This is a genomic window from Indolivaga alginatilytica, assembly GCF_003201355.1.
Classification (GTDB): Bacteria; Bacteroidota; Bacteroidia; order Bacteroidales; family Dysgonomonadaceae; genus Dysgonomonas_A; species Dysgonomonas_A alginatilytica.
Genome location: NZ_QICL01000028.1, coordinates 19,451 through 46,013, shown reverse-complemented (window position 1 = coordinate 46,013; position 26,563 = coordinate 19,451). Strand labels below are relative to the sequence as shown.

Here is a 26,563-nt window from a genome sequence, read left to right as displayed (position 1 = left end):
TAAACAATAAAAGAGATCTGAATCAGATCTCTTTTATTGTTATATCGGTTTGCTTCTTTATTTTGTTTTCTCTCATTCTTTCCCATATAAAATGAGGTATCAAACGTCTCATATATTGCCTCAGGTAAGCATTTCTTATATATTTTTTGAAGTAAGAAGAATCTTTAGGAGCGCCATACGCTATTTGCATATCTACAAATTCTTTCGCATGCTTCACTTCGCTATTCATACTTATACCAACCGAAGCATCATAAGAGCAAACAATAACGGAAACATGTTTCAATACATAGCCTTCTCTATTCAACCGAAGGAAGAATTCTGTATCGGCAGCTATCTTATATTTAAGATTAAATTTATTCTTCTTGGCAACATCAACCCGGGCAAAAGCAGCCTGATGCGAAAATGGCATAAAGTGATCTCTATCACACTCATAGCCTTGTCGTATATACGAAAATGATTTTAAACGGTATTCAGCATCACCGTAGACCGTAGCATAATTAGAATAGTCTTCTTGTACATCAAAAATCTCAGAGACCGCATCAGGTGAGTAAAAATGATCTCCCGCATTCATGAAATTAATCCAATTACCCGTAGCCTTATCTATACCTTTATTCATGGCATCATAGATACCTTTATCCGGCTCACTCACAAATATGTATAGCTGATCTTCGTATTTCTTTATCAATTCGACAGTACCGTCTGTAGAACCTCCATCAATAACGATATATTCAATATTAGTGTATGTTTGGGATAATACACTTTTAATTGTTTCTTCTATTATAGACACTGCATTATATACAACGGTTACAACCGATACCTTATCTTGAATCATTGTTTTTCAGCATTTAATTTGTCTAACATATCCATTAATTGACTATCGATATTTATATCTAACTTGCGTGCAAACCAAGCCTTAGAAACTTCTATCTGAGGAAAATCTTCCGATGTCAGTATCTTTGGACTTTTGCCTTTATCTCCCCAATCAAAGAATCGATAAATCTCCTTTACCATATCTTTTTTTAGTGGAGAGTTTAATAGTACCGATTGAATATATAATTCGTCGGAACATCCTGTATGTTTAAAAAAATCCAATATATTCGGATTCTTTCCCGTATAATCCAGTAAATAGTTTACTGCTTCCATGGATAAGGTAAACCAACAAGATCCATAGTACACCTCAGGAAATGGATATTTACGTTTGAAACCCACTTTTTTAAGAATTTTCTTTATAATGTGGTTATTCCGGATATCATTTTCAGGCAAAAAGAACCAATATTCGAAACGCTTTCTCATTAAGTTAGACCAATCGTCATCTCCTAATTTAAAATAGTCTATATAACTTTTATTCGGATTATTATATAGAAATTCTACAATCTCAGACATCGGCACAATGGGATAATCCAAGCCACTGATAAATAAAATATGAGAATATGGAACTTTTGTATCGGCTATCTCATTAAATGAATTGAGGATTTGTTGTAATTGGGAAAATCTCCCCCAAACAACCTCTACCCTGTCATCCAAAAAATATACATTCTCTATAACATTTTTGAAAAGCTGTATATTAACCTTCCCATCCACATTGATAAAGATATCTACATGGGGATGTCTAAGACGGGATACTAATCGGGCAAGCTGCTCAGGGTTAGTATGTGCATGAATTAACAAGGCTACTTTCATAACAAAATAAATTATGAATATAGTTTCACCAGATCGAGAACTTGTCGGGCTGACTTATCCCATGAATATTTTTGAACCTGCTCCCTACCCTTTTCGCTCAATTCTCGCCTCAATTCAACATCACGAATCAGCATATCCATTTTAAGGCTCATATCAGCAACATTTAATGGATCTATATACAAAGCTGCATCTTCGTTTATTTCTTTCAAAGCAGGTATATCTGAGGCTATTACAGGGCAACCATATGACATGGATTCTAAAGGTGGTATTCCGAAGCCTTCATACAAGGAGGGATATACAGAGAATAAGGCATTCTTATACATGCTTTGCAAAGACTCATCATCGAGATACCCTGTTAGAATAACATTTTGACCAATGAGTTTTTGCATATCCGGTGTATTAAATGCTTTAAACTGCATCCCGATAATATATAGCTTTACCGATTTGTCTTCAATCCTATTAAAAGCCTCTACTAGACGAATAAAATTCTTTCGCGGATCCATTGAGGATACTGATACGATGTATCTTTCCGACTCTTTATTATTAAATTCTACGATTTCATTATCAATAGTATGATAAGACGGAATACTACAATTTATTACATGAATTTTTTCAGGTGAAATAGCCAGTGTCTCTTCGATTTCTTTCTTCGAAAATTCGCTCACTGTAATAACGGCATGAGCCTTTTTGCCTATCCGAGGCATCATATAGCCATAAAACCGGCAATAGTTTTTAGAAAACCATTCGGGATGCCTTTCATGGGAGACATCATGTATTGTAATTATCTGATTAGAATAGTTTAAGGGACCACACCCCGAAAAGCTTACTAACAAAGGGTTTCCCTGCTGTTTCAAATATTTAGGCAAACTGATTTGTTCCCAGAGATGGGCACTCATCGATCCGCATTGAACAGTCTTAAAAGTAAATATGTAGTCCGGATTAATTTCTTTTGGTACAGCCACATAGAAGTCAACTCCAAGTTCATGAAGTTTATTACATATCTCAAAAGCAAATCGGTGAACTCCTGTTGGCTTTTGTGTTAAAAATCGACCATTTACTACAAACATATTATTGGGTAATATCTCTATAATACTTCTTTTTAAACCAGCTTCTCTTGATAAAGAGATAAGTTAAGCGAATCCAAAAATACATTTTGAACCTCTCCCATCCTTTATTAGATATAGCTTCTTCTTTAAAAAAATCCGAATTGGCAACTATATTAAAATAACGCTTCTTCTGCGGCATTCCGCCATTTAAGAATTCAATATGATGCGTAACCATTTTTGATTTGGGAAAAACGTAGAACCGTCTTTGAACCGAATCATCAACATACGGGTACTTAGATACATAACTAGGTACATGAACAGGCATATTTTCGGTTATCCATTTAAATCTTACATCTGCATCCCTCAAATAATTGGCAATATAACATTCCGGATAAATCTCGAAATCAAATAATTTGGGATTTTGGCGAATAAAGTCTGATTTTATTACAGCAAAATCCAGAGCCAAAGCATAATCCTTATCATACCAGTCTGCACTAGCCCATACCACTTTGGATGCTTCCTCCATAAATTCAATATACTCTTTGACCGTCCGATCGGTATACATCCATGTATCAGCTTCGAGTATAACCGTATAGTCACAGTTGACAGGAATACATTTCTGCCCTTCCAATAACAATTGAGAATTACCTTTTTTATGTCCTGTGTTATGTTCTAATACCAAAAAGTTATCTATAAGACTTACTGATTCGGCACTGATACGGTGACCATCAGGATAGCCGTTACTTACAACAATAATATGATAATCAAATTCAGTCCATGTACGCTTTATGATCTGAAGGTTATACTTCAGGTCTTCAACACGATCATATACACGAATTAGAATTGCAACTTTTCTTTTCATCTAAACATTAAAGTAATATAAAATAGCTATTTCTATACTTTATAGCTATAAATAATTATGGTTATCGCACTCTCACCAAAAGCAATAAAAGGATCTGCATCTTAATTTTGGACTAAGTTCTTAACGATCTTATCCATTTTATCCACTGCAACATCCCAAGAAAATTGTTGTATAAAACTATTGCCTCTTTCCGCTAAGGATACCCTGTTTTCATTATTAACAATCAAACTTATTATTTTGTTAGCTAATTCATTTGAATCTTTAGCTTTATATAAAAGAGCTGTTTCATTGTCTTTTCCATACTCCTCGTGCCCTTTTATATCTGTTAATATAGCTGCACAACCGCAAAACATGGCTTCCATAGGGGTTAATGCCATTCCTTCGGTTAATGAATTGGATATAAATATAGCATTTCTATTATAAATCGAGCATAAATCTTTAGGATCCCGATAAAAAGTAATCCAATCCGGTAAGTTATCAGGCTCCGGGCATATTCCAAATAAGTCAACAGTCAATTCCGGATACTTCTCCTTTACTTGTACCAAAGCCTCAAGCCCATAAATCGATCCTTTGATTTCCTGTATAGAGTAAAGCATACAAATTGAAGCTGATCTTCTTCCTTCTATAGACTCTAAAACTCTGTACTTATCTTTATCAATTGCATTGGGTATAAGAAATGTAGAATTTTCAGTATATTTTTCAACAATCTCTTTCAGATATGAAGCAACTACAATATTGGTTACACCTTCCATATTATAAGAAGCATGTAATTCATCCTCATGTCCTGTCCAATTTTCATATCCTTGAATAAGGTTTATCTTTTTGCCTTTTGAATTTTTTAAAGCCCCCATTTCCAAGGCTGTTGCCCACCATGTTGCTATTATAATGTCTGAGTCTCTAACATTTTGATCTTTAAGTGAATTAGCATAAGACATTGATATTTTAGGTCTGAAATCAAACCATCTACTTGTTCTAAAGCCTTCTATATATGTTAGCAAATAGCGCACGATATATGGTAAGCGATACTCCATATACCTTGTATTCAAAGGATAAGTTATATGCACATCATACCCTAAATCAGATAATCTATTTGCATATTCGTACATAACTCTAAATCCTCCTGCGGGACGTCGAGCCTTGAACGGCATTACGAAGTGTAATCGGATTGTATTTTCCAAGTCTATATAATTGTGGTGTATAAATATAATATCTATAATGAAGAAAATAAAATACAAATAGATACATAAACAAATTTAAGTCGGACAAACCTTTATAATTCAGAGCTAAGTTATATGCATACATTACCAATAAGGTAAAGACAAAAGCCTTGTCATTAGTAAAAGACATTTTTATTAGCATAAATTGATAAAAGAAGTAAGCTATAGTACCCGGTAGCCCAACATAAAATAGCAAACGTGTGTATCCCACATCACTACCCCAAAATGACATAACTCCCCATCCATATAGCCATTGGTCAAATGTATGTGGTGTCTGAAACATTTCTCCCAGCCCATCAGAGGAAGCTGTTCTAAATTTTCCTGTTTTACTGAAATTTATAAAGGCCTCAAATGCCCAATCAGCAAATTCCGGAAAATAAATATACGCAAGTGCCTGCCCTATAAAGCCAAATAAAGCTCCAATTGCCAAAAATCGATAAAACTGTTTCCTTTGTGTATTCTTCTCATCACCAATAAAAATAAGAATTACGGCTAAAATAATACTTGCAAAAAGACCAATGGATGTAGTCCTCGCTGAAAGAAGCCCTACATATAGAATAAAACAATAGACTCCCCCAAGCAGAATAAGTGCAAATAGGTCTAACTTTGTTCTTAATATAATATATACCAGAATTATAAGAGCAAAACCACATGAAATACCTGCACCAAAAAAAGCAACTCCATATCCCAGCAAACGCGCACCTTCTGTTTCTTGCCTCTTTGCCAATGCAACGACATCTATCATTTGCAAGGAATTGAAAAAATCCCGAATGACTTCATTTTTGTGCATAGCAATAGAAATGACACACTGTACAAATATGGCTGCAACTATGTAATAAAGAAATAAAGTGAAACTTCCTCGCGGGTGCACTATAAAGAAAAGAGTAACAATAAAATACGAACCAAATATCCAGGCAATTTGACTTTTTGTATAATCCATCATATATGGATCTTTGTATGGAGTTAAATAACTAGTAAGAAAGCATGCGAATACAAATGGGATATACGATAAGAAGATATTAACAACCTCAGGAAAAGGTCTTCCGTTATAGAAATACCAGGCAAGACCTAGTGCCCCGGATGTAAATAGAAAAGAGTATCCAAAGAACGATAGAGCCTGTGGATATAGTGTGTAAAAAAGAAAAACAAATAATATCGTTATTAATAATATCCTTTTCATAAGATTTTATCTAAATACCAATTTATACAGAAATGATTTTTTGTACTCCATCTTAAATGTACACTTAATCAGCAAAATTAAAACATCTCGTCTTTTATAATAATCTTTATTATATAGCGGAGATGTAAAACATTTATTTAGAACCCGAACTCCCAATCTTGAATTAGCGCAAATCCGAATCCAATGTAAAGAGATGATTTTCTCTAAATAATCTGAAGAACAAAATTGGTTGCTCTTATTCTTATCTAACAATATTTTCATAAAATGCTCACATCTACTAAGATATTCCATAGTTGAATGCAAAGGAACACATTCTGCTACTGATGCGTATATATCTAAATCTTCTTCAGTTGACGACAATCCTAATTTTTCACAATGAATTCTAAACACTTCCTTTTTATTTCCGATTTGTTTTTTTTCATTTAATGAAGAAACTTGAGATTCATGAACCCTATAATATAAAAGAGGTTCATTTATATTTGCTAATCTTGTGCAATATAAAGCTTTAGACCATAAAGCATAATCTTCAACATGAAGATATTTCTCTTCGAATTTCAATCCTAATTCGGTAAAAAGAGTTTTACGAATCATTACTGCAGGATGGCAAATGCCGGATCTGAATAAAAGATAAGCCTGCAATTCTTCATGTGTTACCGGATTTATATACAAGTTACGCTTCGAATTATCGGTTTTAAAGGTATAAAACATTGTACTTACAATATCGTAATCAAGATTTCGTTCCAGAAAATCCACCTGTTTCTCTATCCTCGACGGAAAAGAGATATCATCCGCATCCATACGAGCGATGTATTTACCGTTACATAATTCTACACCTTTATTTAAGGTCTTTATCAATCTTAGATTTACATCGTTATTATAAATCTTGATTCGCTGATCCTTACGAGCCAATTCTTCCAGTTTATTGGCGGTACCATCAGAAGATGAATCATTTATAATAATGATCTCCAAGTTAGTATATGTTTGAGTCATTATGGAAGAAACCGATTCGATCACATAATTCTCGACATTATAACAAGGTATTAAAACTGACACCAGAGGTTTTGACATATCTTTATGAACGTTTTCCTTTATTATATATTGCCTTAAATATAGAAGTATATCCTTTTACCATTTTATCTATTGTAAAATTTTTCAAGTAAGAATCCCGTGCATTTAGCCGCATTACTTGATTTCTTGAATCATCTAAAACATAATCGATTTTACTCGTAAAAGATAGAACATTATTCTCCACAGCAAAACCATTCTTTCCATCCAGAACTTCCCCAATTCCTCCCACATCAGAGGCTACAACAGGAATACCAAAAGATAAAGCTTCTAATAAGGAAATAGGCAACCCCTCATAATTGGAAGGCAGAATAAAAACATCTGCATATCGAAAATAGATATATGCTGAATGTGTTTCACCTAAACAAAACACATTAGAAGGAAGATCATTTATTATTTCTTTATTACCGATCCATATGAATGCATATTCAGACTTTTCTTTTGCAATATCAAGAAATAAATCGAACTTTTTCTGAGCAGATATTCTCGAAACACACATTATAACCTTAGAATATTTACCCCTTATATCCTCTATCTTACGTTTTAAACTTGAATCTTCCAGAGAGGCCGTATCATCCGCTTTATGATCTGCAACTCCATTATAAACAAGCTCAACATTATGAGATATTCCTTCTTCTCTTAAACAATCTACATCATATTGGCTTACTCCAACTATTTTAGCAGCTCTATTTTTTAACAATCTCTCTACAATCAAAAATTTCCGAAATGCTTTTCTTATAGAATCGAATCCATGTACACTATAAACGATTGTTTTAGGATTAAAGACAATGCGCCCTATAGCACCCATTTTAGAAGAATGCAAATGAACAACATCCGGCTTATATTTAAGCCTTAGGCGTAGCAATTTAAAAACCAAAAACATATCCTTCCAAGAAACTTCCTTACGATGCTCACAGATTTTAATGAGATTCACTTTTCTCGTAAGGGGCTTCCAAGCCTCACCGTTTCCGCCATATAGAATAAAGACTTCATCATCGTCATTCAAACCTTGAACAAGATTCGCCACAACAGACTGAGCTCCACCAAATTCTGATACAGTTATAACTTGAAATATTCTCATCCTTTTTAACTTCCTAAATTAATAGCAAAATACAAAGATATTCCTTTTTAGTCAAAAATAATGAAGACATCCGATCTTTCCTAGTTCTTATTTCTATTAATTAAAATTTAGAATATATCCTTTTTTAGTAATATCTTTCTAAATTTGCAAATCAATACTAAATTTAGGATTTAACAATTTTAGAAATTATATATGGAAAGACTATTTACGAGAAGGGGGTTTAGTATGTTTATTTTACTCGTAGATCTCATTATCATTTATCTATCAACCTATCTTGCGTATTTATACTTCGCTGATAGTCTGGCTGCATATAACGACAATTTATACTCCATCATATCTATGGCTCCATATATCGGTTTGTTTTACCTGATTGTTGGGCATGTATTTGAACTTGATAAACCTAAGGAGTTTACATTATTTGGTGTGGCTTATTCTGTCACTGTGGCAATCCTTTGTTTGTTTATGTTAACAATGGCTATGAGTTTCCTTACAAGAAGGCTGGCTTATCCGAGAAGTATATTAATTGTCAGTTCCATAGTTCAGGTCGTTTTATTAACACTCTGGCATTTATATATTAACAAAAAATATCTTAGAGACAATGTACTGAAAACAGTCTTAGTTATCGGATATGACAAGGCCAAATATCTGGCTCTGAAATTACTGCATTCGAAAGGTATTTGGTCTAATGTTACACATATTTGTACTCCCGAATCTTCTAATCTGGAGAAATATGTAGCAAATTCTGATTTGATCTTCATATCAGATGATGTAGATGAAAGCAAAAAACAAGAAATGGCTGAAGATTGCGTCAAAAAAAACAAACAGTTTTTTTACGAACCTAAATTTCAAGAGATATTTTTATTTAATGCCAATTTTATTCAAATAGAAGATACCCCTGTCCTAAAAGTAAGGCAGTTTGATATAAATATAGAGCACGATTTTGCTAAACGTATTTTAGATATTTTACTATGCTCCATCGCTTTTATTGTAGCATTTATCCCAGGTTTATTTGTTGCTTTATGCTTGAAAATTGGAGGAGGTACCGTATTTTATAAACAAGAGCGTATTACGCGAGGCAACAGACCGTTTTTCATCTATAAATTCAGAACAATGATTGAAAATGCTGAAGCAGCTTCAGGACCCACCTTAGCACAACAATCCGATAATAGAATCACCAAACTAGGTGCTTTCTTACGAGCAACACGATTGGATGAAATACCTCAAATTTATAATATCCTTAAAGGCGATATGAGTATTGTAGGACCACGCCCCGAACGCCCGTTTTTTGTAGACCAATATTGTAAAGAGATTTCCGAATATAATTTGCGCCACAGAGTTAAAGCAGGGTTAACAGGATTGGCTCAGGTACAAGGTAAATACAACACTTCGGTTAAGGATAAACTAAAATACGATCTGTTATATATCAATGGATATTCATTTGCTTTAGACATTAAACTAATCATGCAAACCTTAACTGTATTATTAAAGAAAAGCAGTACTGAGGGGGTTCGCGATATTGTAGACCATGAAGAGTTTATAAATAAACTTATGGATAAGAACTGAATAATGCAATATTAAAGTTTCTTACTCCATTTAATATTCCGGTATACCCTGTTGCAACTCGAAAATATATTGTTAAACCTCATTCATTTAAATAAATTATTTATCCAAACCAACAATGAATAATTTCTCTGAATTAATCACTAAGAGGCGAAGTATACGCAAATTTACCACAGAGCCTCTTACTGCAGAACAAGTAGAATTAATTTTAAAGGCGGGGCTAAAGTCTCCTACTTCAAAAAATGCAAAGCCCTGGCGTTTTATTGCTATCGAAGATAAAGAGTTATTAACTCAACTTTCGCTATGCAAAAAAATGGGTAGCAAATTAATTGCAGATTGTGCTTTAGCCATAGTCGTAGCCGTTGATCCTCTGACTAGCAGTGTCTGGATTGAGGATGGCTCTATAGCCTCTATAATGATGCAACTTCAAGCCGAAGATTTAGGTTTAGGCAGTTGTTGGATACAAATCAGAGATCGTTATACAACAGCGGAAACTTTGTCCGAAGAATATGTAAAAGACCTGTTAGATATCCCTATGCAATTACAAGTTCTATCGATTATAGCTTTTGGTCATAAAGATCAGGAAAAGCCTCCACATGATGATGATAAATTAGAATGGGAAAAAGTACATATAGGTAAATATAATAATAAGCAGTAAACTTAAAGAAAACATTAAATACCTTTTTACATGGCTAAAAGTTCAGGAAACAGACTTCCATATGGTCTTTTGATTCTTATTATCGGTATCATTTATTTACTCAGCAAGACAGGGATACTATCGAATATCCCCTATGCTGACAAACTTATGAATATTGGTACCTTCTTTATAATTGCCGGTGTCATCTTTCTATTTACAAAGGCAGAGAAGACAATGGGCATCGTATTTACGGCTATAGGTGTTATTATGAATTTCGATTTCTTTTTTGGTTGGATTCATAACTATTCGTCGTTAATTGTCCCTGTCATATTAGTTATTATCGGACTTTTTATGGTCATAACGGCAAAAAAATAGACTTTTAATGAATATTGTATTTATTGGAGCGGGCAAATTAGCCACACATTTGGCTGTTGAATTAACAAAACACTCGTTTAATATTCAACAGGTATATAGCAGGACTGATAGTTCCGCACAAGAATTAGCTAAAAAAGTCAACTCCAGAGCAACCTCCGATATCAAAAAAGTCGATACCAATGCTGACATCTATATATTTTCGGTAAAAGATTCGGCATTACCTTCACTTATCGCAGAAATGCCGGTGAATAATGGCCTATGGCTACATACAGCCGGTAGTATTACTTCAGATATATTTAAAGGTCATGTTGACAGGTACGGAGTACTCTATCCTTTCCAGACATTCAGCAAAGACAGACAGTTAAATTTCCGTGAAATTCCTATCTTTATAGAAGCTAATAATAAGAATGATCTGAGTTTATTAGAGAATATTTGCCTGCAAATCTCAGATAAAGTATACGCACTGCCCTCGGAAAAACGTCAATATCTGCACTTAACAGGTGTATTCGCTTGTAATTTTGTAAACCATATGTATGCAATTTCTCAACATATTTTAGAAAAAGAGAATATTCCATTCGAAACACTCTTGCCATTAATTGACGAAACGGCCTCTAAGGTTCACTCATTATCGCCTCAGGAGGCTCAGACAGGTCCCGCAATACGTTACGATGAAAATGTAATTCAAAAGCATATTGATTTGATAGAAGATCCTGATTTGAAGGAAATATATTCATTAATCAGTAAGAATATACACAAAACGAATAAGTCTTAATAAAAATATGAGTTCTATAAATTACGATCTAAATAAAATAAAAGCCTTTATCTTTGATGTAGATGGAGTATTATCGCCTGACAGTATCCCTATGTCTCCCGAAGGAGAGCCTATGCGTATGGTCAATATCAAAGATGGTTATGCTCTCAATTTGGCATGCAAAACAGGGTATGGACTAGCTATTATAACAGGAGGAGACACGGAAGCTGTAAGATTACGTTTCTCTCGTTTGGGAATAGAACATATATACATGAAATCATCTATTAAAATAACTGATTTCAATGATTATTTATCCAAAACAGGCTACAAGCCCGAAGAAATTATTTACGTTGGCGATGACCTGCCCGATTATCAGGTTATGCAAGCAGTTGGCTTACCTGTGGCTCCTGCAGATGCAGCACCCGAAATCAGAGGTATTGCTAAATATATATCGCATAAAAAAGGTGGAGAAGGTGTTGCCAGAGACGTTATAGAACAAGTTATGAAAACGCAGGGCACATGGATGAATGACAAAGCATTCGGATGGTAAATTGAGGTCTCAGACCTTTTTAATATTAGGGCTTATGAACTTGTTCTCTAATGACTAGTAAACTTGAAAAGTAAATACCTTTATTTACCTAAATGACTAAAAAACGCATTATATACACTTCTATTTGTTTAGCTATAGCTTTTATTAGTTTTATAGGTATCAGGTATGTGTATAACTCCGGATACATAAGACTTAATTATCCCTCTGTTGAGCTTTATCCTGTTCACGGAATTGATGTCTCACATCACCAGAAGAAAATATACTGGGATAAGCTTGATAAGCAAAAAGTGCAATTTGCATTTATAAAGGCAACCGAAGGTGGTGATTTTAAAGATACTCGTTTCGTTGAGAATTGGCAACAAGCTAAGAACCTGAATATTGCTGTAGGAGCATATCATTTCTTCACATTCTGCAAGGACGGAGAGTTACAAGCCCTGAATTTTATAGGTTCTGTTCCCAAAGATAGTACCAATCTGCCACCAATCATCGACCTTGAGTTTTCGGGGAATTGTAGTAAAGAAAATTATCGTGAGGACATTCTTCATGAAATAGATCTCTACATCAAAACGATTGAAGCTCACTATGGAAAAAAAGTGGTAATTTACACTACATGGGAGTTTTACAAGAAGTACCTGACTCAGAATTTTACAGAGAACCCTATCTGGATTCGTGATATCCAAACTACGCCGCAATTAGATAACGATAGAGAATGGCTATTCTGGCAGTATACAAACAGAGGTGAGCTTGAGGGGATAGAAACCTTAGTCGATTTAAATGTATTTTCCGGAACTCGACACGAATTTGAGAAACTCATGAAATAAGTGTTTATTTTTCAATCAGGAGGGTGATAAATATAAAAAAGGGGCATAAGGTATATTGCGAAGTATAAAGAAAGTCATTGTTACAATGAATACAATCATACCAAATCTACCGGAAAATAAAAATTATCAAGAATTTTTAGCTTCTTAAGCCCATAAATCTCTATTAATACAATACGAAAAAAGGTAATACTATCTCATATTACCCTCTCACTTATAATATAAACAAAAAGACCTCTATAACATGGACTAAAGGTACCTAAAACTGTGGCAACTATAGCCATTGGTAAATGACCTATTTTTCATATAGAGATCAAAATACTTGTTTGTTAATAACGAAATGTACCAAATTCACTTTCGATAACAAGCTCTGTTTTAGCCGATTCTTCGACCCGTCCTACTATCTGAGCATCAATATTAAAGGACTTAGATATATCAATTACCTTTTGAGCATGTTCGGGAGATACATAAATCTCCATTCGATGCCCCATATTGAAGACTTTATACATCTCCTGCCAATCGGTACCCGATTGCTCATGTATAAGCTTAAACAAGGGAGGAACAGGGAACATATTGTCTTTAATAATCTTCACCTTATCTACAAAATGAAGTACTTTTGTTTGAGCCCCGCCCGAACAATGTACCATTCCATGAATTTGTGGACGCAACTGCTCCAATATTTGTTTTATAACAGGAGCATACGTACGGGTTGGAGAAAGCACCAACTTACCTGCATCAAGAGAAACGTCAGCAATTGTATCAGTCAGTTTTTTATCTCCCGAATATGCTAAATCAGCAGGAATAGAGGCATCATAACTTTCAGGGTATTTCTGAGCCAGATAATTGGCAAACACATCATGACGTGCCGATGTTAAACCATTACTACCCATTCCTCCATTATATTCAGTTTCGTATGTTGCTTGCCCCGATGATGATAAACCAACAATAACATCACCCGCTTGTATATTATCATTAGATATCACATCCGAACGTTTCATACGGCAAGTAACCGTGCTATCCACTATTATTGTACGAACTAAATCGCCCACATCGGCAGTTTCGCCTCCCGTAGGATATATATTTACTCCTAATTGAGAAAGCTCTACACACAAATCGTTAGTAGCGTTTATAATAACAGAGATAACTTCTCCCGGTATGAGTAGCTTATTACGTCCGATTGTTGAAGATAATAAAATATTATCGGTAGCTCCTACACAAAGTAAATCATCGACATTCATAATCAATGCATCTTGCGCTATTCCTCTCCAAACAGATAAATCTCCTGTTTCTTTCCAATATATGTATGCAAGAGAAGATTTAGTTCCTGCTCCATCGGCATGCATGATATTGCAATATTCAGGGTCTCCGCCTAATACATCAGGTATTATTTTACAAAAAGCTTTGGGATATAATCCTTTATCTATGTTCTTTATAGCATTATGGACATCTTCTTTGGAGGCTGATACACCTCTCTGATTATATCTTTGATCACTCATGGGTATTTAATGTAATGTTTCTCTAAATCTTATTAATAACTTTTTGCAAATGTAAGAAAAAAAGAGCTTTGAGACGTACTTATATAAGGTATATTTGTCTTTCGGTATTGACTCAAAATAAGTTTTTATGACAAAACAACGAATTGCTATAACAGGAGCGGCAGGTAATCTGGGAAACCTATTAGCGTTAGGCTTACAAAAGGAAGATGTGGAATTAAATCTTTTAATTCATACTAAAAAAGTATCCGACAATTTAGCTGATAAAGAAAATGTCTCTGTTTTTAAAATAGATTTAGCCAAGGAGAACACCTTATTTGCAGCATTCAACAATGTGGATACAATCGTTCATTTCGCAGGAGTATTATTTAAAGCAAACCCTGAAAAATTTCTTCCCGAGACTAACACTCAATACTTCAAAAATCTACTGAATGTAGCAACTAAACAACAAGTTAAAAGAGTTATTCTCATAAGTTTTCCGCATGTAGAGGGCGAAACTACACCACAAAATCCGGCAACAGGGGTACTAAACGGTCAACCAATATCGTCACATGCCCAAACCAGATTAGAAGAAGAAAAGTTACTTTTCCAGTATGCAGAGCAATATAAATTCGAACCTGTTTCATTAAGAGTCGGGATGGTCTACGGGAAGGGCATATTAATGATCGATGCTGCTCAATGGTTTGCCCGGCACTACTTACTAGGCATTTGGAAACAGCCCACATATATTCATCTTATATCTAAAGACGACTTTGTGAGTGCCGCCATAGCAGCAGCACTAAAGCCCAACATTGAAGGAATATATCATATCGGCGATGAAGGTATTCAAACATTGCAGCAGTTTCTTGACGATATTACAACTTACAAAAATAATCATAAACCCTGGCGAATGCCTCTTTGGATGATAATGACTGCAGCACATTGTTTTGAATTTTATTCATCCATATCAGGGAAAATAAGCCCTCTTACACGAGATTTTATAAAAATAGGCAGAGTATCCTACTATGGTGATACTAAAAGAATGAGGCAAGAGTTACTTCCTTCACTAAAATATAGAACATATATGGAAGGAATAACGTTATTTGATTAAATGGGGTTATTCTAATTGTATCAGATAACTCAATTAGAAATCCAAGTTCGCAGAACTATTTACTGCTTTGGCTATTGCAACAACAAGCGTTAGTTATTGTTTTGAAACATTGCATTAAATAGTTGAATTTACTTATTAATAATCAAATAATATATTTTGAAAATAACATTGAAAATCTTAAAGGTAATCGGTCTTACATTATTAATAATCGTTGGAGCGTTATTATCATATATCATAATCTCTCTCATTCTTTCTTGGATAACTATATCTCAAGAACCCGACACAAAGCCCGAAATAGATATTTATATTTCGACCAATGGTATGCACACCGATATTATTGTACCTGTGAAATCAGACCAAATAGATTGGAGTAAAGAAATCAAATTTACTGATACAATAAGCAAAGATTCAACTTATAATTATATCGGATTTGGATGGGGTGATAAAGAGTTTTACATGAATACTCCGGAGTGGTCGGATTTAAATCCCAAGTTAGCTTTAAAGGCCACTTTGGGACTCAACACATCTGCTATTCATACTACATTCTTTAAAGAAATGGTCGAAAGCAACGATTGTAAACATATCAGCATATCCCAAGAGCAATATACCAGACTTGTTCAATATATTCAAAAGAGTTTTAAAAGAGATGCTAATGGAAATGTTATTTTCATCCCAACAAATCTTACTTATGGAGATTCAGATAGTTTTTATGAAGCTATAGGACATTACAGCATGGTACACACCTGCAACTCTTGGGCAAATAGTGCTCTCAAAAATAGCGGACAAAAAGCATGTTTATGGACACCTTACGAATTTGGCATATTTTATCATTACAGATAATTTTAAGTTCGCAGAACTATTTGTTACTTTGGTAAGCAAAACAGCAATAAATAGTTATACTCTTTAAATGTATCATTAAATATTTTCTGTTAGCCAATATGCACGAAAAATCAAAAATAGAAGAAAAACTAGCAATCTAGCACCAATTATATGACAGGAATCATTACCTTTGCACCTCAAATTTACTTATTGAGCAATGATCAATCGCGTTCTTATTCGTATTCGGGTTATACAAGTATTGTACTCTACTTATCTAAATGAAAGTGGAGACCTAAAAAAAGCAGAAACCGAACTAATGTTTAGTCTTCAAAAGTCGTATGACTTATACTATTATCTGCTGGCTCTTCTTATAGAAATTACTGATACCCACACCAGACGTCTTGAATCTCGTAAAGCGAAATTACTGCCCACCGATGAAGACATCAATCCAAACACCAAATTAGCAGAGAACTTGTTCATCAAACAATTAAAAAGCAATGAACAATTCAACAAATATGTTTCAGACAGACCACAATCGTGGGAAGATCACGAAAACTATATAAGAAGTTTACTTGAAAAGATTTTAAACTCTGACATCTATGCTGAATATTTAGCTAACGAGGTTTCAGACTACGATACAGATCGCGAATTCTGGAGAAAAGTATTCAAAACATTCATCTATTGTGAAGAACAATTAGATGATCTTTTAGAAGACGACAGCTTATTCTGGAATGACGACATTGAGATAGTACAATCATTTGTTATTAAAACAATCAAGAAATTTGATCCCGAAAAAGGAGCAAATCAACCTTTACTTCCGATGTTTAAAGACGAAGAAGATCGTCAATTTGCGATTAAGCTACTCAGAGAGACGATGTTTAATGTAAAATTGGCTCGTGACTATATTGATAAATATGCAAAAAACTGGGAATCTGAGAGAATCGCCTTTATGGATATGATAATTATGCAGACCGCAGTATCTGAACTATTAGCTTTCCCATCTGTTCCTATTAATGTGACCATGAATGAGTATATAAACATAGCTAAATCATACAGCACTCATAAAAGTTCTTCTTTTATAAATGGTATACTTGATTCTATAGTTACAGAGCTAAAGAGCGAAAACAAATTATTAAAAAAATAAAATCTTAGCACCGTAAAGTGCAGGATATACAGTTTTCACTTTTATATTTTACAAAAAAAAGTATCTTTGTAGAAAGAGACTTAATAAAAATAAAAAACGATAAATTTTATGAATTCATTAATTGTATTCTTACAAGCGGCAGAAGGGCCAGCTGGAGGAGCATGGGGAACAATCGCTATGTTTGGTCTTATTATTGTGGTATTTTATTTCTTTATGATACGTCCACAACAAAAGAAACAAAAAGCAGTGCAAGAAGCTCGTCAGGCAATGAAAGTTGGAGACAAAATTATTACAGCCGGAGGGGTGCATGGTAAAATCAAAGAAATTAGCGACACTTACTTTCTAATTGAAATTGCTGACAGCGTAAGAATCAAAATAGATAAAGCTTCGGTATTTGCAGTTTCTGAAGGTGCGCCTAAAGCTTAAGGTAGCAGACCTTTTATTGCTTTGGCAAATATAACAATCAGAGAGAGACTGTCATAATCCAAAATATAGCAATAAATAGTTGGAATTCCTTCATAGAACAGAGTAAATTACATTGACGAAATAAAGATGCATAAGCGATGAGCAATGCGGCAAATAAAATATGGCAAAAAGTCAGAATTTTCTTAAGAAAAATATCTTGGAGAAAAATTCTGACTTTTTCTTTTTTTGTCATTATAGCTGCAATCCTCTGGTTTATGCAGGTTTACAATCAATTTTTCGAAACATCCATTTCAATTCCTATTAAATATGTATCTGTACCGGACAGCATAATTTTTCAGGATTCTTTACCCTCTCAAATCAATTTGAGGATTAAAGATAATGGTTTTAGTATGTTCAAATACTATTTTAAGACAAGAGACACATTACGTTTAGATGTTTCAGCAATAATCAATAGTAGTTCGAGTAAAGTCTTACAAGGTAGTACATTCGACATGTATGTAAGAAAGGCACTTCCCTCTTCTACCCAGATATTAAATTACGACCCTCTGCGTATATCTTTCAATTATTCGATTCTTGAATACAAAAAGATACCCGTGATTTTTGATGGTCAGATAAATCTGTCTCCCGGATACTTTCTCAATAGTGATATAAAAATTATTCCTGATAGTGTCACTGCATATGCAGCAAAACCCGATCTTGATAAATTGATGTTTGCTTATACGGTAAGCGATACTGTAAGCGGACTAAACTCAGATAGAGTAATATCATATAAATTAGTATCTTTAAAGAACATCAAGTTTGTACCTGATGTAGTTGATATTGATGTGCCTGTAGAAGCATATACTCAAAAGAATGTAGATATACCGGTAGAATGTATTAATCTACCTGAAAATCTGAACATTAAATTCTTTCCTTCAAAAGTGAAACTTTCATTCTTTGTTGGAGTTTCAGAAGTAGATTCTATAAAGATTAAAGACTTTTCGGTTGCCATTGATTACGATGGTATAAAAGATTCAAAACAGGCTTCTGTTCCCGTACGTATAACTTCCAGCCCGAGTTATGTACGTAATCTTACTATATCACCGCCTAATGTTGAGTTTATTTTCGAATATAAAACAACAAAGGTGCAATGATAAGGCTAGGTATAACAGGCGGGATTGGCAGTGGAAAATCTACTGTAACTAATATCATTAAGTTATTGGATATACCTGTTTATATTGCCGATATAGAAAGTAAAAAGCTCACAGAATCGTCTCCTGTGGTTCGCGAAAAATTAATGCAGGCCTTTGGGGATAACCTATACGAAGGTCATGCTTTAAATAAACAATTATTAGCCTCCTATATTTTCAATGATAAACACAAGCTTGCAATAGCTAATTCAATTATACATCCTGTAGTTGATCAGCACTATTGCGAGTGGGTCAAAAGCCACCAACATCATCATATAGTTGCTCTCGAAGCTGCTATTCTTTACGAATCGGGTATGCAACGGTTGACAGACAAAGTCATGATGGTGTATACACCTCTTGAAGAACGTATCGAACGGACAATGCTGCGGGACAATACTACCCGGGAAAAAGTTCTGGAGAGAATAAACAGCCAATTATCCGATGATGAAAAACTAAAGTTAGCTGACTATATCGTGTATAACGATGAAAGAAAGTCGCTAATACAACAATGTATTGAAATAATTGAAAATATAAAATGATAGAAGATAATTTATACAATGATATATTTGAAGCTAACAAACGTTGGGTTGAGAATAAATTAAAAGAAGATCCCGAGTTTTTTCACCATTTGGCAGACGAGCAACACCCCGATTTTTTATATATCGGATGTTCTGATAGCAGAGTACATGCCAATGAAATCATGGGTCTTAGACCCGGACAGGTTTTCGTTCACCGAAATATAGCCAATATGGTTATAAATACAGATCTCAATGTGCTATCTGTTATAAACTATGCTGTGCAAAACCTGAATGTTAAGTACATTATTGTATGTGGGCATTATAACTGTGGAGGAATAAAGGCTGCTATTGAATTTAAAGATTCAGGATTAATAAGCCCTTGGTTGAGAAGTATTCGTGACGTATATAGGTTATATGAAAAAGAACTTAGTCAAATAAAAGATCCGGAAGAAAGATACCGACGCTTTGTTGAAATAAATATTTATGAGCAATGTATCAATGTTATCAAGATAAGAGAAGTTCGGGAATCTTTCAAAAATACAGGCTATCCGCGTGTTGTCGGTTGGGTATACGATATAAATGAAGGACTGATCAGAGACTTGGATATTGATTTAAATAAAGAATTCGATCGAATACATAATTTATTTCGCCTTGGTTAAGACAAAATAAATTGCTTTAGAAGTTGAGTTATTTATCTATCTATATAAGGATCAAGCAGCAGTAAACAGAGTGAAGTCGTTACAGATTGACCGAATCAGGAAACAGTAAAAAAAGATCATAAAAAAGTGTTACTTTTGTTACCTTTGTAACTTTTTAAATGATTATTCTTTGATTTACAGTGATTTACAAAATATGCAAAAGTGACGCTTTTTAGTCATTTACCCGTTACTTTTGTTACTTAATTTGTTTACTTTTTGTAATTAATGAGTCTCTATATACATACCATATTGAAATGAAATATATAATTTATACACTTAGTTTATTGCTTCTTACCCTATCAGGGTGTAAGCCTACACATAAAGATTCAGATAATAAATTATCTGTATCCATTGAGCCTCAGAAGTATTTTCTGGAGGCTATTGTAGGAAATAAGTACACTATAAATACAGCTATACCGGCAGGATCAAACCCCGAATCGTATGACCCTTCTCCTTCTCAAATGGTAAATATCGGAAAGAGTCGGATGTTTTTTAAAGTAGGGAATCTTGGTTTCGAAAATACATGGTTAAACAACATAAGTATCAACAATCCTAATTTACAGATAGTTGATTGCTCTGTAGGTATCCCTATCATTATGGATGACCATGGACATGAAGGCCATAGCCATCAGGGAAGCGATCCTCATATCTGGAGTTCGCCGTCAACAGCACTTATAATCTCCAAAAACATGTTTAACTCAATCATTGAGTCAGACCCTAGTAATAACGATTATTATCTCGATAGATTTACAGATCTTGAAAAAGTTATACTTGCCACAGATAGCACTATTCGATCCTATTTATCGCAAGCTCCAAGTAAATCTTTCGTTATCTTTCATCCGGCATTAAGTTACTTTGCCGATCAATATGGTTTAACCCAATACAGTATTGAGGTTGAAGGGAAAAATCCAACACCGCAACAAATGTCAGAACTAATTCAACAAGCTAAAAAAGACAATGTAAAAGTAGTCTTTGTACAAGAGGAGTACGACAAAAAAAATGCTGAACCGATTGCTAAAGAAATAGGAGCCGAAATAGTATCTATCAATCCATTGTCTTATTCATGGAATGAAGAACTTATTAAAATAGCAAAGGCTATTGCACAAAAACATGACTAACAAGATTCTTGAATTAAAAAATATAACTGTTGGCTACGAAGCTAACAGACCTATACTTAATGATGTTAATCTGGACGTATATCAGAATGACTTTCTTGGGATTATAGGTCCTAATGGCGGAGGCAAAACAACTCTGTTAAAAACGATGCTGGGGCTTATTAAACCCAGTACAGGAGATATTTCATTCTATAAAAAAGATCAGTCGGTAAGCCGCTTAAATATAGGTTATTTACCTCAGATCAATCAAATAGACAGGAAATTTCCTATATCTGTTTTTGATGTTATTTTATCAGGTCTTACTCCGAGACGCAAGTTTTTTACTTATTTTACGAATGAGCAAAAACAACAGGCTAAAGATGTCGCTAACAGAATGGGATTAGAGTCTTTAATCAATAGACCGATAGGAAATCTTTCGGGAGGACAACTTCAACGGACATTATTGGGACGTGCTATTGTAGATAATCCCGACCTGCTGATACTGGATGAGCCTAACTCTTATGTAGACAAGCGATTCGAAACTAACTTCTACAAAACACTAGAGGAAATAAACCTGAATACTGCTATTATTATTGTTTCACATGATGTAGGAACAGTAATTTCTTTGGTAAAAAACATTGCTTGCGTTAACGAAGGGCTGCATTATCACTCTGGTTCAAATGTCAGTAACGAATGGTTGGAACAAACCTATACATCTTGTCCGATAGAGATCGTTGGTCATGGAGATTTTCCACATCGTATCCTTGAGAAACACGATGGCTGTAAATGCTGCGATAATCCCCTGCCCGATTGAACATTATTTAAATAATGTTGTTTTCAATAATATAAGGTCTCAGACCTTTTTATTGCTTTGGTAAGTGTAATATCGATAGACAGTTATAGTTGTGAAGTGTAACAATAAATATTTACTATTACTTAATAATAATCGAAAAAAATGAAAAATATCCTTATATACTGTATTTCAGCCGTAGTTTTATTATTGTCAAGCTGTAGCAGTGTGCCTTTAACGGGACGGAAGCAGGTATTGTTAGTTTCCGAACAAGAGGTTCTAAACTTAAGTTTGCAGGAATATGGTGAATTTATGAAAACCGCACCAAAGTCTACAGATAAAGCAAATACTGCATTGGTACAAAAAGTAGGACGGAACATAGCTAATGCTGTAGAAGCTTATCTGAAGGCAAATGGTATGGAAAGCATGATTGCTGAATATGCATGGGAATTTAATCTTGTTAAAAGTGCTGATGTGAATGCATTTTGTATGCCCGGAGGTAAAATTGTTGTTTACGAAGGGATCTTACCAATAACCAGAGACGAAACAGGCTTAGCTGTAGTATTAGGACACGAAGTGGCACACGCTGTAGCAAAGCATGCTAATGAACGCATGAGTCAACAAATGCTTCAACAATATGGAGGTGCTGCTTTAGGAGTGGCTTTAAGTGGAACTTCGAGCACCGTTCAAACAGTGGCTAATTCGGTATACGGTCTTGGTGCCGAATATGGAGTTATGCTACCCTACTCACGCAAACAGGAATTAGAGGCTGATAAACTGGGACTTATCTTTATGTCTATGGCCGGATATAATCCACAAGAAGCGGAAGGATTTTGGATTAGAATGTCTGAAAAGGCAGGAGGTGCAGGTGTTGCCGAATTCCAAAGTACTCACCCATCGGACGAAACTCGTATAAAAAAGATACGTGAAGCTCTTCCTGAAGCTATGAAATATTATAAGGGAGGAAAAACTTCAACTACTAAAAATCAATCAGCCAAAACGTCTAAAGATTGGACATTCTAAAGATATAAAATAATAAAAAAGAAAGATCTCCTGATAAAACTCAGGGGATCTTTCCTTTTTAAATCATTCCTCTGACTTATCATCTGATTACTATTTTATAATTCAAAAAAAATAGCGAAATTTGTACAAGATGGTATATCCTGTATTTTGGATTGTTTGTCTAGAATATCTATTCGGGATAATTCCTTCTCGGAAGGTAAAAAGAAATAAGAAAGGCCGGTAATTAATCCAATTTAAATAAACAAATAAAAACAACATGACTAAAAGTGCATTACAAGTAGCCAGAGCTGCTTATAAGCCTAAAATGCCTAAAGCATTGCATGGTACTGTAAAAATCGAAGAAGGTGCAGCAACACAATCAGTAGCAGACCAAGAAGCTGTGGAAAAACTTTTCCCTCATACTTATGGTATGCCTATCGTTAAATTTGTAGAAACTACTGACAAGATTGACTACCCTACTGCTAATGTTGGTGTTATCCTTTCGGGAGGTCAGGCTCCGGGTGGACACAACGTTATAGCCGGTATTTTTGACGGTATGAAGAGTCTGAACAAGGACAATAAAGTGTATGGTTTTTTGATGGGCCCCGGTGGTCTTATCGATCATAAATACCAAGAATTGACTGCTGATATTATTGATGAGTATCGTAATACAGGTGGTTTTGATATTATTGGGTCGGGTCGTACTAAATTAGAAACTACTGAACAATTTGATAAAGGTCTTGAAATTCTAAAAAAATTGAATATCAAAGCTCTTGTTATTATCGGTGGTGACGACTCTAATACTAACGCTTGTGTTTTAGCTGAGTACTACAAAGCTATAAATGCAGGTGTACAAGTAATCGGTTGTCCTAAAACAATTGACGGTGACTTGAAAAACGAAATGATCGAAGCTTCATTTGGTTTCGATACAGCATGTAAAGTATACTCTGAAGTTATCGGAAATATACAACGTGACTGTAACTCGGCTCGTAAATACTGGCACTTCATCAAATTGATGGGTCGTTCGGCATCACATATCGCTCTAGAATGTGCTTTACAAGTTCAACCTAACTTCTGTATTATCTCAGAAGAAGTAGAAGCCAAAGAACAATCTCTTGATGATATTGTAAATGAAATAGCAACTGCTGTAGCTAAACGTGCTGCTAAAGGCGATAATTTTGGAACAGTTCTTATTCCTGAAGGATTAATCGAGTTTGTACCGGCTATTAAAGCTCTTATTTCTGAATTGAACGATTACTTGGCACATCACCAAGATGAATTCGATGCTATTGCTAAAGATCAACAACGTCAATATATTATCAGCAAACTTTCTGCTGACAATTCAGCAGTATATGCAAGCCTTCCTGAGGGAGTTGCCCGTCAGCTTACTTTGGATCGTGACCCACACGGAAACGTTCAGGTATCGTTGATCGAAACTGAAAAGCTTTTAGCTGAAATGGTTGGGAACCGTCTGGCTGAATGGAAAAAAGCAGGTAAATATGCTGGTAAATTTTCACCACAAGTTCACTTCTTCGGATACGAAGGTCGTTGTGCTGGTCCATCTAACTACGATGCAGACTACTGCTATTCATTAGGATACACTGCTTCGGCTCTCATAGCTGCCGGAAAAACAGGCTATATGTCATCTGTTCGCAACACTACAGCCCCTGCTGATCAATGGATTGCCGGAGGTGTACCTGTAACAATGATGATGAATATGGAACGTCGTCATGGCGAAATGAAACCTGTAATTCAAAAAGCATTGGTAAAACTAGATGGTGCTCCATTTAAATTCTTCGCTTCAAATCGTGAAAATTGGGCTATTAATACTGAGTATGTATATCCCGGTCCTATCCAATATTTTGGACCAACAGAAGTTTGTGACCAAACAACTATAACACTAAGATTGGAACAAGGTAAATAATAAACCTTTATTATAATAGAGAAAGACTATCCGTTTTGGATAGTCTTTCTTTGCTTAGTAGAAGATATGTACTTTTATAATAGCTGATACGACCCACCCGGTATAGTCCTTACAATGCCTTTCATTTCCATTGTCAATAAGGTTGATAATAAATTAGACACAGGAATTCCTATTTGATTAGCTATTAAATTGATATGTAATGATTCGGTTGCAGCCAGTAAATCATAAACAGCTTGTTCATCGTCCGATAAATCAAGAAATAATTGTCGCTGTTTAGGCTTACTTATTTGTTTATTTACATCCCACTGCATATGTTTGATAAAACTATCTGCTGATTGTAACAGAATAGCTCTATTATCTTCTATCAACATATTACAACCTACCGATTCTTTATCGGTAACCCTACCCGGGAGGGAGAAAACATCCCTATTATAAGAATTTGCCATTTCTGCGGTAATTAAAGAACCACCTTTACTATCTGACTGAACAACAATGGTAGCATCAGACATACCTGCCACAATCCTATTACGGCGAACAAAGTTAAATCTATCTGGTTCTGTTTCACTTGGGAATTCGGTGAGCAGTCCTCCACGCTCTAACATTTCTACTGCAGTTTTCCGATGACCGGATGGATATATACGATCCAAGCCGTGTGCCAATACACCCACAGTAGGCAGATTATGCTTTAATGCAGATTTGTGAGCCTGAATATCTATACCATACGCCAGCCCGCTCACAATTAGTATATTAGGAAAAGCCGATGAAAGATCCTCTAAAAACTCCTCACAGAAATCATTTCCATAATTAGTCGATTTACGGGTACCAACGATACTTACTATTTTAGTAGCATTCAAATCGGCTTTTCCTTTATAATAAAGGAGAATCGGAGCATCTATACATTCTTTTAAACGATTACAATAATCACTGTCCGTATAAAAATATGTCTGAATATTATTCTTTTGCACAAATAAAAGCTCTTTTTCAGCCCTCTCTAATACTTTAGAATTTAATACTGCATCAGCCAGATAAGTCGATATACCTTTTACTGTTATCAGGGTTTTCTTGGCAGATGTGAATATTTCTTCAGGACTACCTATAGTATCTATTAAATTACGGGCTAATATATCTCCTACGCCTTCAATTTGTGTAAGAGCTATCTGATATAGTAGTTTAGTTGAATCGATGTTCATAGTTTATGATAAAATAAGGTCAAAGATATTGAATTCTTTTGGAGAAAAATTTTGGAAAAACAAAAAATGAGTATATATTTGCACCCGTATTGCGAAAGTAGCTCAGTTGGTAGAGCACGACCTTGCCAAGGTCGGGGTCGCGGGTTCGAATCCCGTCTTTCGCTCTCGGTCTAAAAGACATCAGAGAGAAATATATAGATAATAGCTTCCAAATCAATAGATTGGAAGCTATTTTTTTTAATATCTATTCCAATTTAAAGACTACAAAAAGCCAACGGCAGACAAGAAATAGGTACTAAATCGGTACCTGTTTTGAAAATGCCAAAACAGGTACCGATTTAGAGCATAAGTCTCTGGTTTGTCGCATATTGTCTGCCTACCTGT

At 34.7% G+C, this 26,563-nt stretch carries 27 protein-coding genes and 1 tRNA gene; 18 read left to right on the top strand and 10 right to left on the bottom strand.

Features of this window, described 5'->3' with window-relative positions:
• Positions 1–22: 22 nt before the first annotated feature.
• The 8 genes from CLV62_RS17250 to CLV62_RS17215 form a co-directional block, all read right to left on the bottom strand.
• Entirely contained in the window at positions 23–832 is an 810-nt protein-coding gene (locus CLV62_RS17250; protein ID WP_110312026.1) for a glycosyltransferase family 2 protein, read from the bottom strand.
• Complete coding sequence (locus tag CLV62_RS17245) at positions 829–1,680, bottom strand: beta-1,6-N-acetylglucosaminyltransferase (RefSeq protein WP_110312025.1); 852 nt, start codon at positions 1,678–1,680, stop codon at positions 829–831. Before CLV62_RS17245 ends, CLV62_RS17250 begins: the two co-directional genes overlap by 4 nt.
• Before the next feature lie 11 nt (positions 1,681–1,691).
• On the bottom strand, positions 1,692–2,747 hold the full coding sequence (locus tag CLV62_RS17240; RefSeq protein ID WP_110312024.1) for a glycosyltransferase family 4 protein: 1,056 nt from the start codon (positions 2,745–2,747) through the stop codon (positions 1,692–1,694).
• Position 2,748: 1 nt separating this feature from the next.
• Complete coding sequence (locus tag CLV62_RS17235) at positions 2,749–3,588, bottom strand: glycosyltransferase family protein (protein WP_110312023.1); 840 nt, start codon at positions 3,586–3,588, stop codon at positions 2,749–2,751.
• 101 nt (positions 3,589–3,689) lie between these two features.
• A complete protein-coding gene (locus CLV62_RS17230; protein WP_245904112.1) occupies positions 3,690–4,736 on the bottom strand; it encodes a glycosyltransferase family 4 protein in 1,047 nt (348 codons plus the stop codon).
• A complete protein-coding gene (locus CLV62_RS17225) occupies positions 4,699–5,985 on the bottom strand; it encodes a hypothetical protein (RefSeq protein ID WP_110312021.1) in 1,287 nt (428 codons plus the stop codon). Before CLV62_RS17225 ends, CLV62_RS17230 begins: the two co-directional genes overlap by 38 nt.
• 6 nt (positions 5,986–5,991) lie before the next feature.
• Complete coding sequence (locus CLV62_RS17220; protein WP_110312020.1) at positions 5,992–7,053, bottom strand: glycosyltransferase family 2 protein; 1,062 nt, start codon at positions 7,051–7,053, stop codon at positions 5,992–5,994.
• A gap of 4 nt (positions 7,054–7,057) precedes the next feature.
• The gene (locus tag CLV62_RS17215; RefSeq protein WP_110312019.1) at positions 7,058–8,131 is read right to left on the bottom strand and encodes a glycosyltransferase; all 1,074 of its coding nucleotides are present in this window, start codon (positions 8,129–8,131) and stop codon (positions 7,058–7,060) included.
• Between the two features lie 192 nt (positions 8,132–8,323).
• On the opposite strand from CLV62_RS17215, the gene CLV62_RS17210 reads away from it, so the two are divergent.
• The 6 genes from CLV62_RS17210 (at position 8,324) to CLV62_RS17185 (ending at position 12,825) form a co-directional block, all read left to right on the top strand.
• Entirely contained in the window at positions 8,324–9,694 is a 1,371-nt protein-coding gene (locus CLV62_RS17210) for a sugar transferase (protein ID WP_110312018.1), read from the top strand.
• 115 nt (positions 9,695–9,809) lie between these two features.
• Positions 9,810–10,349, top strand: a complete 540-nt coding sequence (locus tag CLV62_RS17205) for a nitroreductase family protein (RefSeq protein WP_110312017.1) — start codon at positions 9,810–9,812, stop codon at positions 10,347–10,349.
• Between the two features lie 30 nt (positions 10,350–10,379).
• Positions 10,380–10,703 carry a LiaF transmembrane domain-containing protein gene (locus CLV62_RS17200; RefSeq protein WP_110312016.1) on the top strand — a complete coding sequence of 108 codons (324 nt, stop codon included), beginning with the start codon at positions 10,380–10,382 and terminating at the stop codon, positions 10,701–10,703.
• Between the two features lie 7 nt (positions 10,704–10,710).
• On the top strand, positions 10,711–11,475 hold the full coding sequence (locus CLV62_RS17195; protein WP_110312015.1) for a Rossmann-like and DUF2520 domain-containing protein: 765 nt from the start codon (positions 10,711–10,713) through the stop codon (positions 11,473–11,475).
• A 7-nt stretch (positions 11,476–11,482) separates the two neighbouring features.
• Entirely contained in the window at positions 11,483–12,004 is a 522-nt protein-coding gene (locus CLV62_RS17190) for a KdsC family phosphatase (RefSeq protein WP_110312014.1), read from the top strand.
• A 92-nt stretch (positions 12,005–12,096) separates the two neighbouring features.
• Entirely contained in the window at positions 12,097–12,825 is a 729-nt protein-coding gene (locus CLV62_RS17185; protein ID WP_110312013.1) for a glycoside hydrolase family 25 protein, read from the top strand.
• Positions 12,826–13,151: 326 nt separating this feature from the next.
• Here the strand turns inward: CLV62_RS17185 and CLV62_RS17180 are convergent, their stop codons facing one another.
• Positions 13,152–14,318 (bottom strand): AIR synthase-related protein, encoded by a 1,167-nt coding sequence (locus tag CLV62_RS17180; RefSeq protein WP_110312012.1) that lies wholly within the window; start codon positions 14,316–14,318, stop codon positions 13,152–13,154.
• 127 nt (positions 14,319–14,445) lie between these two features.
• On the opposite strand from CLV62_RS17180, the gene CLV62_RS17175 reads away from it, so the two are divergent.
• The 11 genes from CLV62_RS17175 (at position 14,446) to CLV62_RS17125 (ending at position 24,989) form a co-directional block, all read left to right on the top strand.
• The gene (locus CLV62_RS17175) at positions 14,446–15,405 is read left to right on the top strand and encodes an SDR family oxidoreductase (RefSeq protein WP_110312011.1); all 960 of its coding nucleotides are present in this window, start codon (positions 14,446–14,448) and stop codon (positions 15,403–15,405) included.
• Positions 15,406–15,561: 156 nt separating this feature from the next.
• Positions 15,562–16,245: a TIGR02117 family protein gene (locus tag CLV62_RS17170; protein WP_221409253.1), complete on the top strand. Its 684-nt coding sequence runs from the start codon at positions 15,562–15,564 to the stop codon at positions 16,243–16,245.
• Between the two features lie 196 nt (positions 16,246–16,441).
• Positions 16,442–17,368 carry a transcription antitermination factor NusB gene (nusB, locus tag CLV62_RS17165; protein ID WP_110312009.1) on the top strand — a complete coding sequence of 309 codons (927 nt, stop codon included), beginning with the start codon at positions 16,442–16,444 and terminating at the stop codon, positions 17,366–17,368.
• 108 nt (positions 17,369–17,476) lie between these two features.
• Positions 17,477–17,794 (top strand): preprotein translocase subunit YajC, encoded by a 318-nt coding sequence (gene yajC / locus CLV62_RS17160; protein WP_110312008.1) that lies wholly within the window; start codon positions 17,477–17,479, stop codon positions 17,792–17,794.
• Positions 17,795–17,931: 137 nt separating this feature from the next.
• On the top strand, positions 17,932–18,927 hold the full coding sequence (locus CLV62_RS17155) for a YbbR-like domain-containing protein (RefSeq protein ID WP_110312007.1): 996 nt from the start codon (positions 17,932–17,934) through the stop codon (positions 18,925–18,927).
• Positions 18,924–19,502, top strand: coding sequence for a dephospho-CoA kinase (gene coaE / locus CLV62_RS17150; protein WP_110312006.1), 579 nt, complete (start codon positions 18,924–18,926; stop codon positions 19,500–19,502). Before CLV62_RS17155 ends, coaE begins: the two co-directional genes overlap by 4 nt.
• Positions 19,499–20,140, top strand: coding sequence for a carbonic anhydrase (locus tag CLV62_RS17145; RefSeq protein WP_110312005.1), 642 nt, complete (start codon positions 19,499–19,501; stop codon positions 20,138–20,140). Before coaE ends, CLV62_RS17145 begins: the two co-directional genes overlap by 4 nt.
• A 293-nt stretch (positions 20,141–20,433) precedes the next feature.
• Entirely contained in the window at positions 20,434–21,297 is an 864-nt protein-coding gene (locus tag CLV62_RS17140; protein WP_110312004.1) for a metal ABC transporter solute-binding protein, Zn/Mn family, read from the top strand.
• Positions 21,290–22,087 (top strand): metal ABC transporter ATP-binding protein, encoded by a 798-nt coding sequence (locus tag CLV62_RS17135; protein WP_110312003.1) that lies wholly within the window; start codon positions 21,290–21,292, stop codon positions 22,085–22,087. The genes CLV62_RS17140 and CLV62_RS17135 overlap by 8 nt, the downstream gene beginning before the upstream one ends.
• A 141-nt stretch (positions 22,088–22,228) precedes the next feature.
• Entirely contained in the window at positions 22,229–23,086 is an 858-nt protein-coding gene (locus CLV62_RS17130) for a M48 family metallopeptidase (RefSeq protein ID WP_110312002.1), read from the top strand.
• 256 nt (positions 23,087–23,342) lie between these two features.
• The gene (locus CLV62_RS17125; RefSeq protein ID WP_110312001.1) at positions 23,343–24,989 is read left to right on the top strand and encodes a diphosphate--fructose-6-phosphate 1-phosphotransferase; all 1,647 of its coding nucleotides are present in this window, start codon (positions 23,343–23,345) and stop codon (positions 24,987–24,989) included.
• A gap of 74 nt (positions 24,990–25,063) precedes the next feature.
• Here the strand turns inward: CLV62_RS17125 and dprA are convergent, their stop codons facing one another.
• On the bottom strand, positions 25,064–26,179 hold the full coding sequence (dprA, locus tag CLV62_RS17120) for a DNA-processing protein DprA (protein WP_110312000.1): 1,116 nt from the start codon (positions 26,177–26,179) through the stop codon (positions 25,064–25,066).
• 91 nt (positions 26,180–26,270) lie between these two features.
• Here dprA and CLV62_RS17115 point away from each other — a divergent pair.
• A tRNA-Gly gene (locus CLV62_RS17115) sits at positions 26,271–26,343 on the top strand.
• The last annotated feature ends 220 nt before the right edge of the window (positions 26,344–26,563 follow it).

Bases quoted from the DNA above. Each gene is read 5' to 3' on its own strand.
- CLV62_RS17250 (WP_110312026.1), bottom strand. From the start codon at position 832: ATGATTCAAGATAAGGTATCGGTTGTAACCGTTGTATATAATGCAGTG.
- CLV62_RS17245 (WP_110312025.1), bottom strand. From the start codon at position 1,680: ATGAAAGTAGCCTTGTTAATTCATGCACATACTAACCCTGAGCAGCTT.
- CLV62_RS17240 (WP_110312024.1), bottom strand. From the start codon at position 2,747: ATGTTTGTAGTAAATGGTCGATTTTTAACACAAAAGCCAACAGGAGTT.
- CLV62_RS17235 (WP_110312023.1), bottom strand. From the start codon at position 3,588: ATGAAAAGAAAAGTTGCAATTCTAATTCGTGTATATGATCGTGTTGAA.
- CLV62_RS17230 (WP_245904112.1), bottom strand. From the start codon at position 4,736: ATGCCGTTCAAGGCTCGACGTCCCGCAGGAGGATTTAGAGTTATGTAC.
- CLV62_RS17225 (WP_110312021.1), bottom strand. From the start codon at position 5,985: ATGAAAAGGATATTATTAATAACGATATTATTTGTTTTTCTTTTTTAC.
- CLV62_RS17220 (WP_110312020.1), bottom strand. From the start codon at position 7,053: ATGTCAAAACCTCTGGTGTCAGTTTTAATACCTTGTTATAATGTCGAG.
- CLV62_RS17215 (WP_110312019.1), bottom strand. From the start codon at position 8,131: ATGAGAATATTTCAAGTTATAACTGTATCAGAATTTGGTGGAGCTCAG.
- CLV62_RS17210 (WP_110312018.1), top strand. From the start codon at position 8,324: ATGGAAAGACTATTTACGAGAAGGGGGTTTAGTATGTTTATTTTACTC.
- CLV62_RS17205 (WP_110312017.1), top strand. From the start codon at position 9,810: ATGAATAATTTCTCTGAATTAATCACTAAGAGGCGAAGTATACGCAAA.
- CLV62_RS17200 (WP_110312016.1), top strand. From the start codon at position 10,380: ATGGCTAAAAGTTCAGGAAACAGACTTCCATATGGTCTTTTGATTCTT.
- CLV62_RS17195 (WP_110312015.1), top strand. From the start codon at position 10,711: ATGAATATTGTATTTATTGGAGCGGGCAAATTAGCCACACATTTGGCT.
- CLV62_RS17190 (WP_110312014.1), top strand. From the start codon at position 11,483: ATGAGTTCTATAAATTACGATCTAAATAAAATAAAAGCCTTTATCTTT.
- CLV62_RS17185 (WP_110312013.1), top strand. From the start codon at position 12,097: ATGACTAAAAAACGCATTATATACACTTCTATTTGTTTAGCTATAGCT.
- CLV62_RS17180 (WP_110312012.1), bottom strand. From the start codon at position 14,318: ATGAGTGATCAAAGATATAATCAGAGAGGTGTATCAGCCTCCAAAGAA.
- CLV62_RS17175 (WP_110312011.1), top strand. From the start codon at position 14,446: ATGACAAAACAACGAATTGCTATAACAGGAGCGGCAGGTAATCTGGGA.
- nusB (WP_110312009.1), top strand. From the start codon at position 16,442: ATGATCAATCGCGTTCTTATTCGTATTCGGGTTATACAAGTATTGTAC.
- yajC (WP_110312008.1), top strand. From the start codon at position 17,477: ATGAATTCATTAATTGTATTCTTACAAGCGGCAGAAGGGCCAGCTGGA.
- CLV62_RS17155 (WP_110312007.1), top strand. From the start codon at position 17,932: ATGAGCAATGCGGCAAATAAAATATGGCAAAAAGTCAGAATTTTCTTA.
- coaE (WP_110312006.1), top strand. From the start codon at position 18,924: ATGATAAGGCTAGGTATAACAGGCGGGATTGGCAGTGGAAAATCTACT.
- CLV62_RS17145 (WP_110312005.1), top strand. From the start codon at position 19,499: ATGATAGAAGATAATTTATACAATGATATATTTGAAGCTAACAAACGT.
- CLV62_RS17140 (WP_110312004.1), top strand. From the start codon at position 20,434: ATGAAATATATAATTTATACACTTAGTTTATTGCTTCTTACCCTATCA.
- CLV62_RS17135 (WP_110312003.1), top strand. From the start codon at position 21,290: ATGACTAACAAGATTCTTGAATTAAAAAATATAACTGTTGGCTACGAA.
- CLV62_RS17130 (WP_110312002.1), top strand. From the start codon at position 22,229: ATGAAAAATATCCTTATATACTGTATTTCAGCCGTAGTTTTATTATTG.
- CLV62_RS17125 (WP_110312001.1), top strand. From the start codon at position 23,343: ATGACTAAAAGTGCATTACAAGTAGCCAGAGCTGCTTATAAGCCTAAA.
- dprA (WP_110312000.1), bottom strand. From the start codon at position 26,179: ATGAACATCGATTCAACTAAACTACTATATCAGATAGCTCTTACACAA.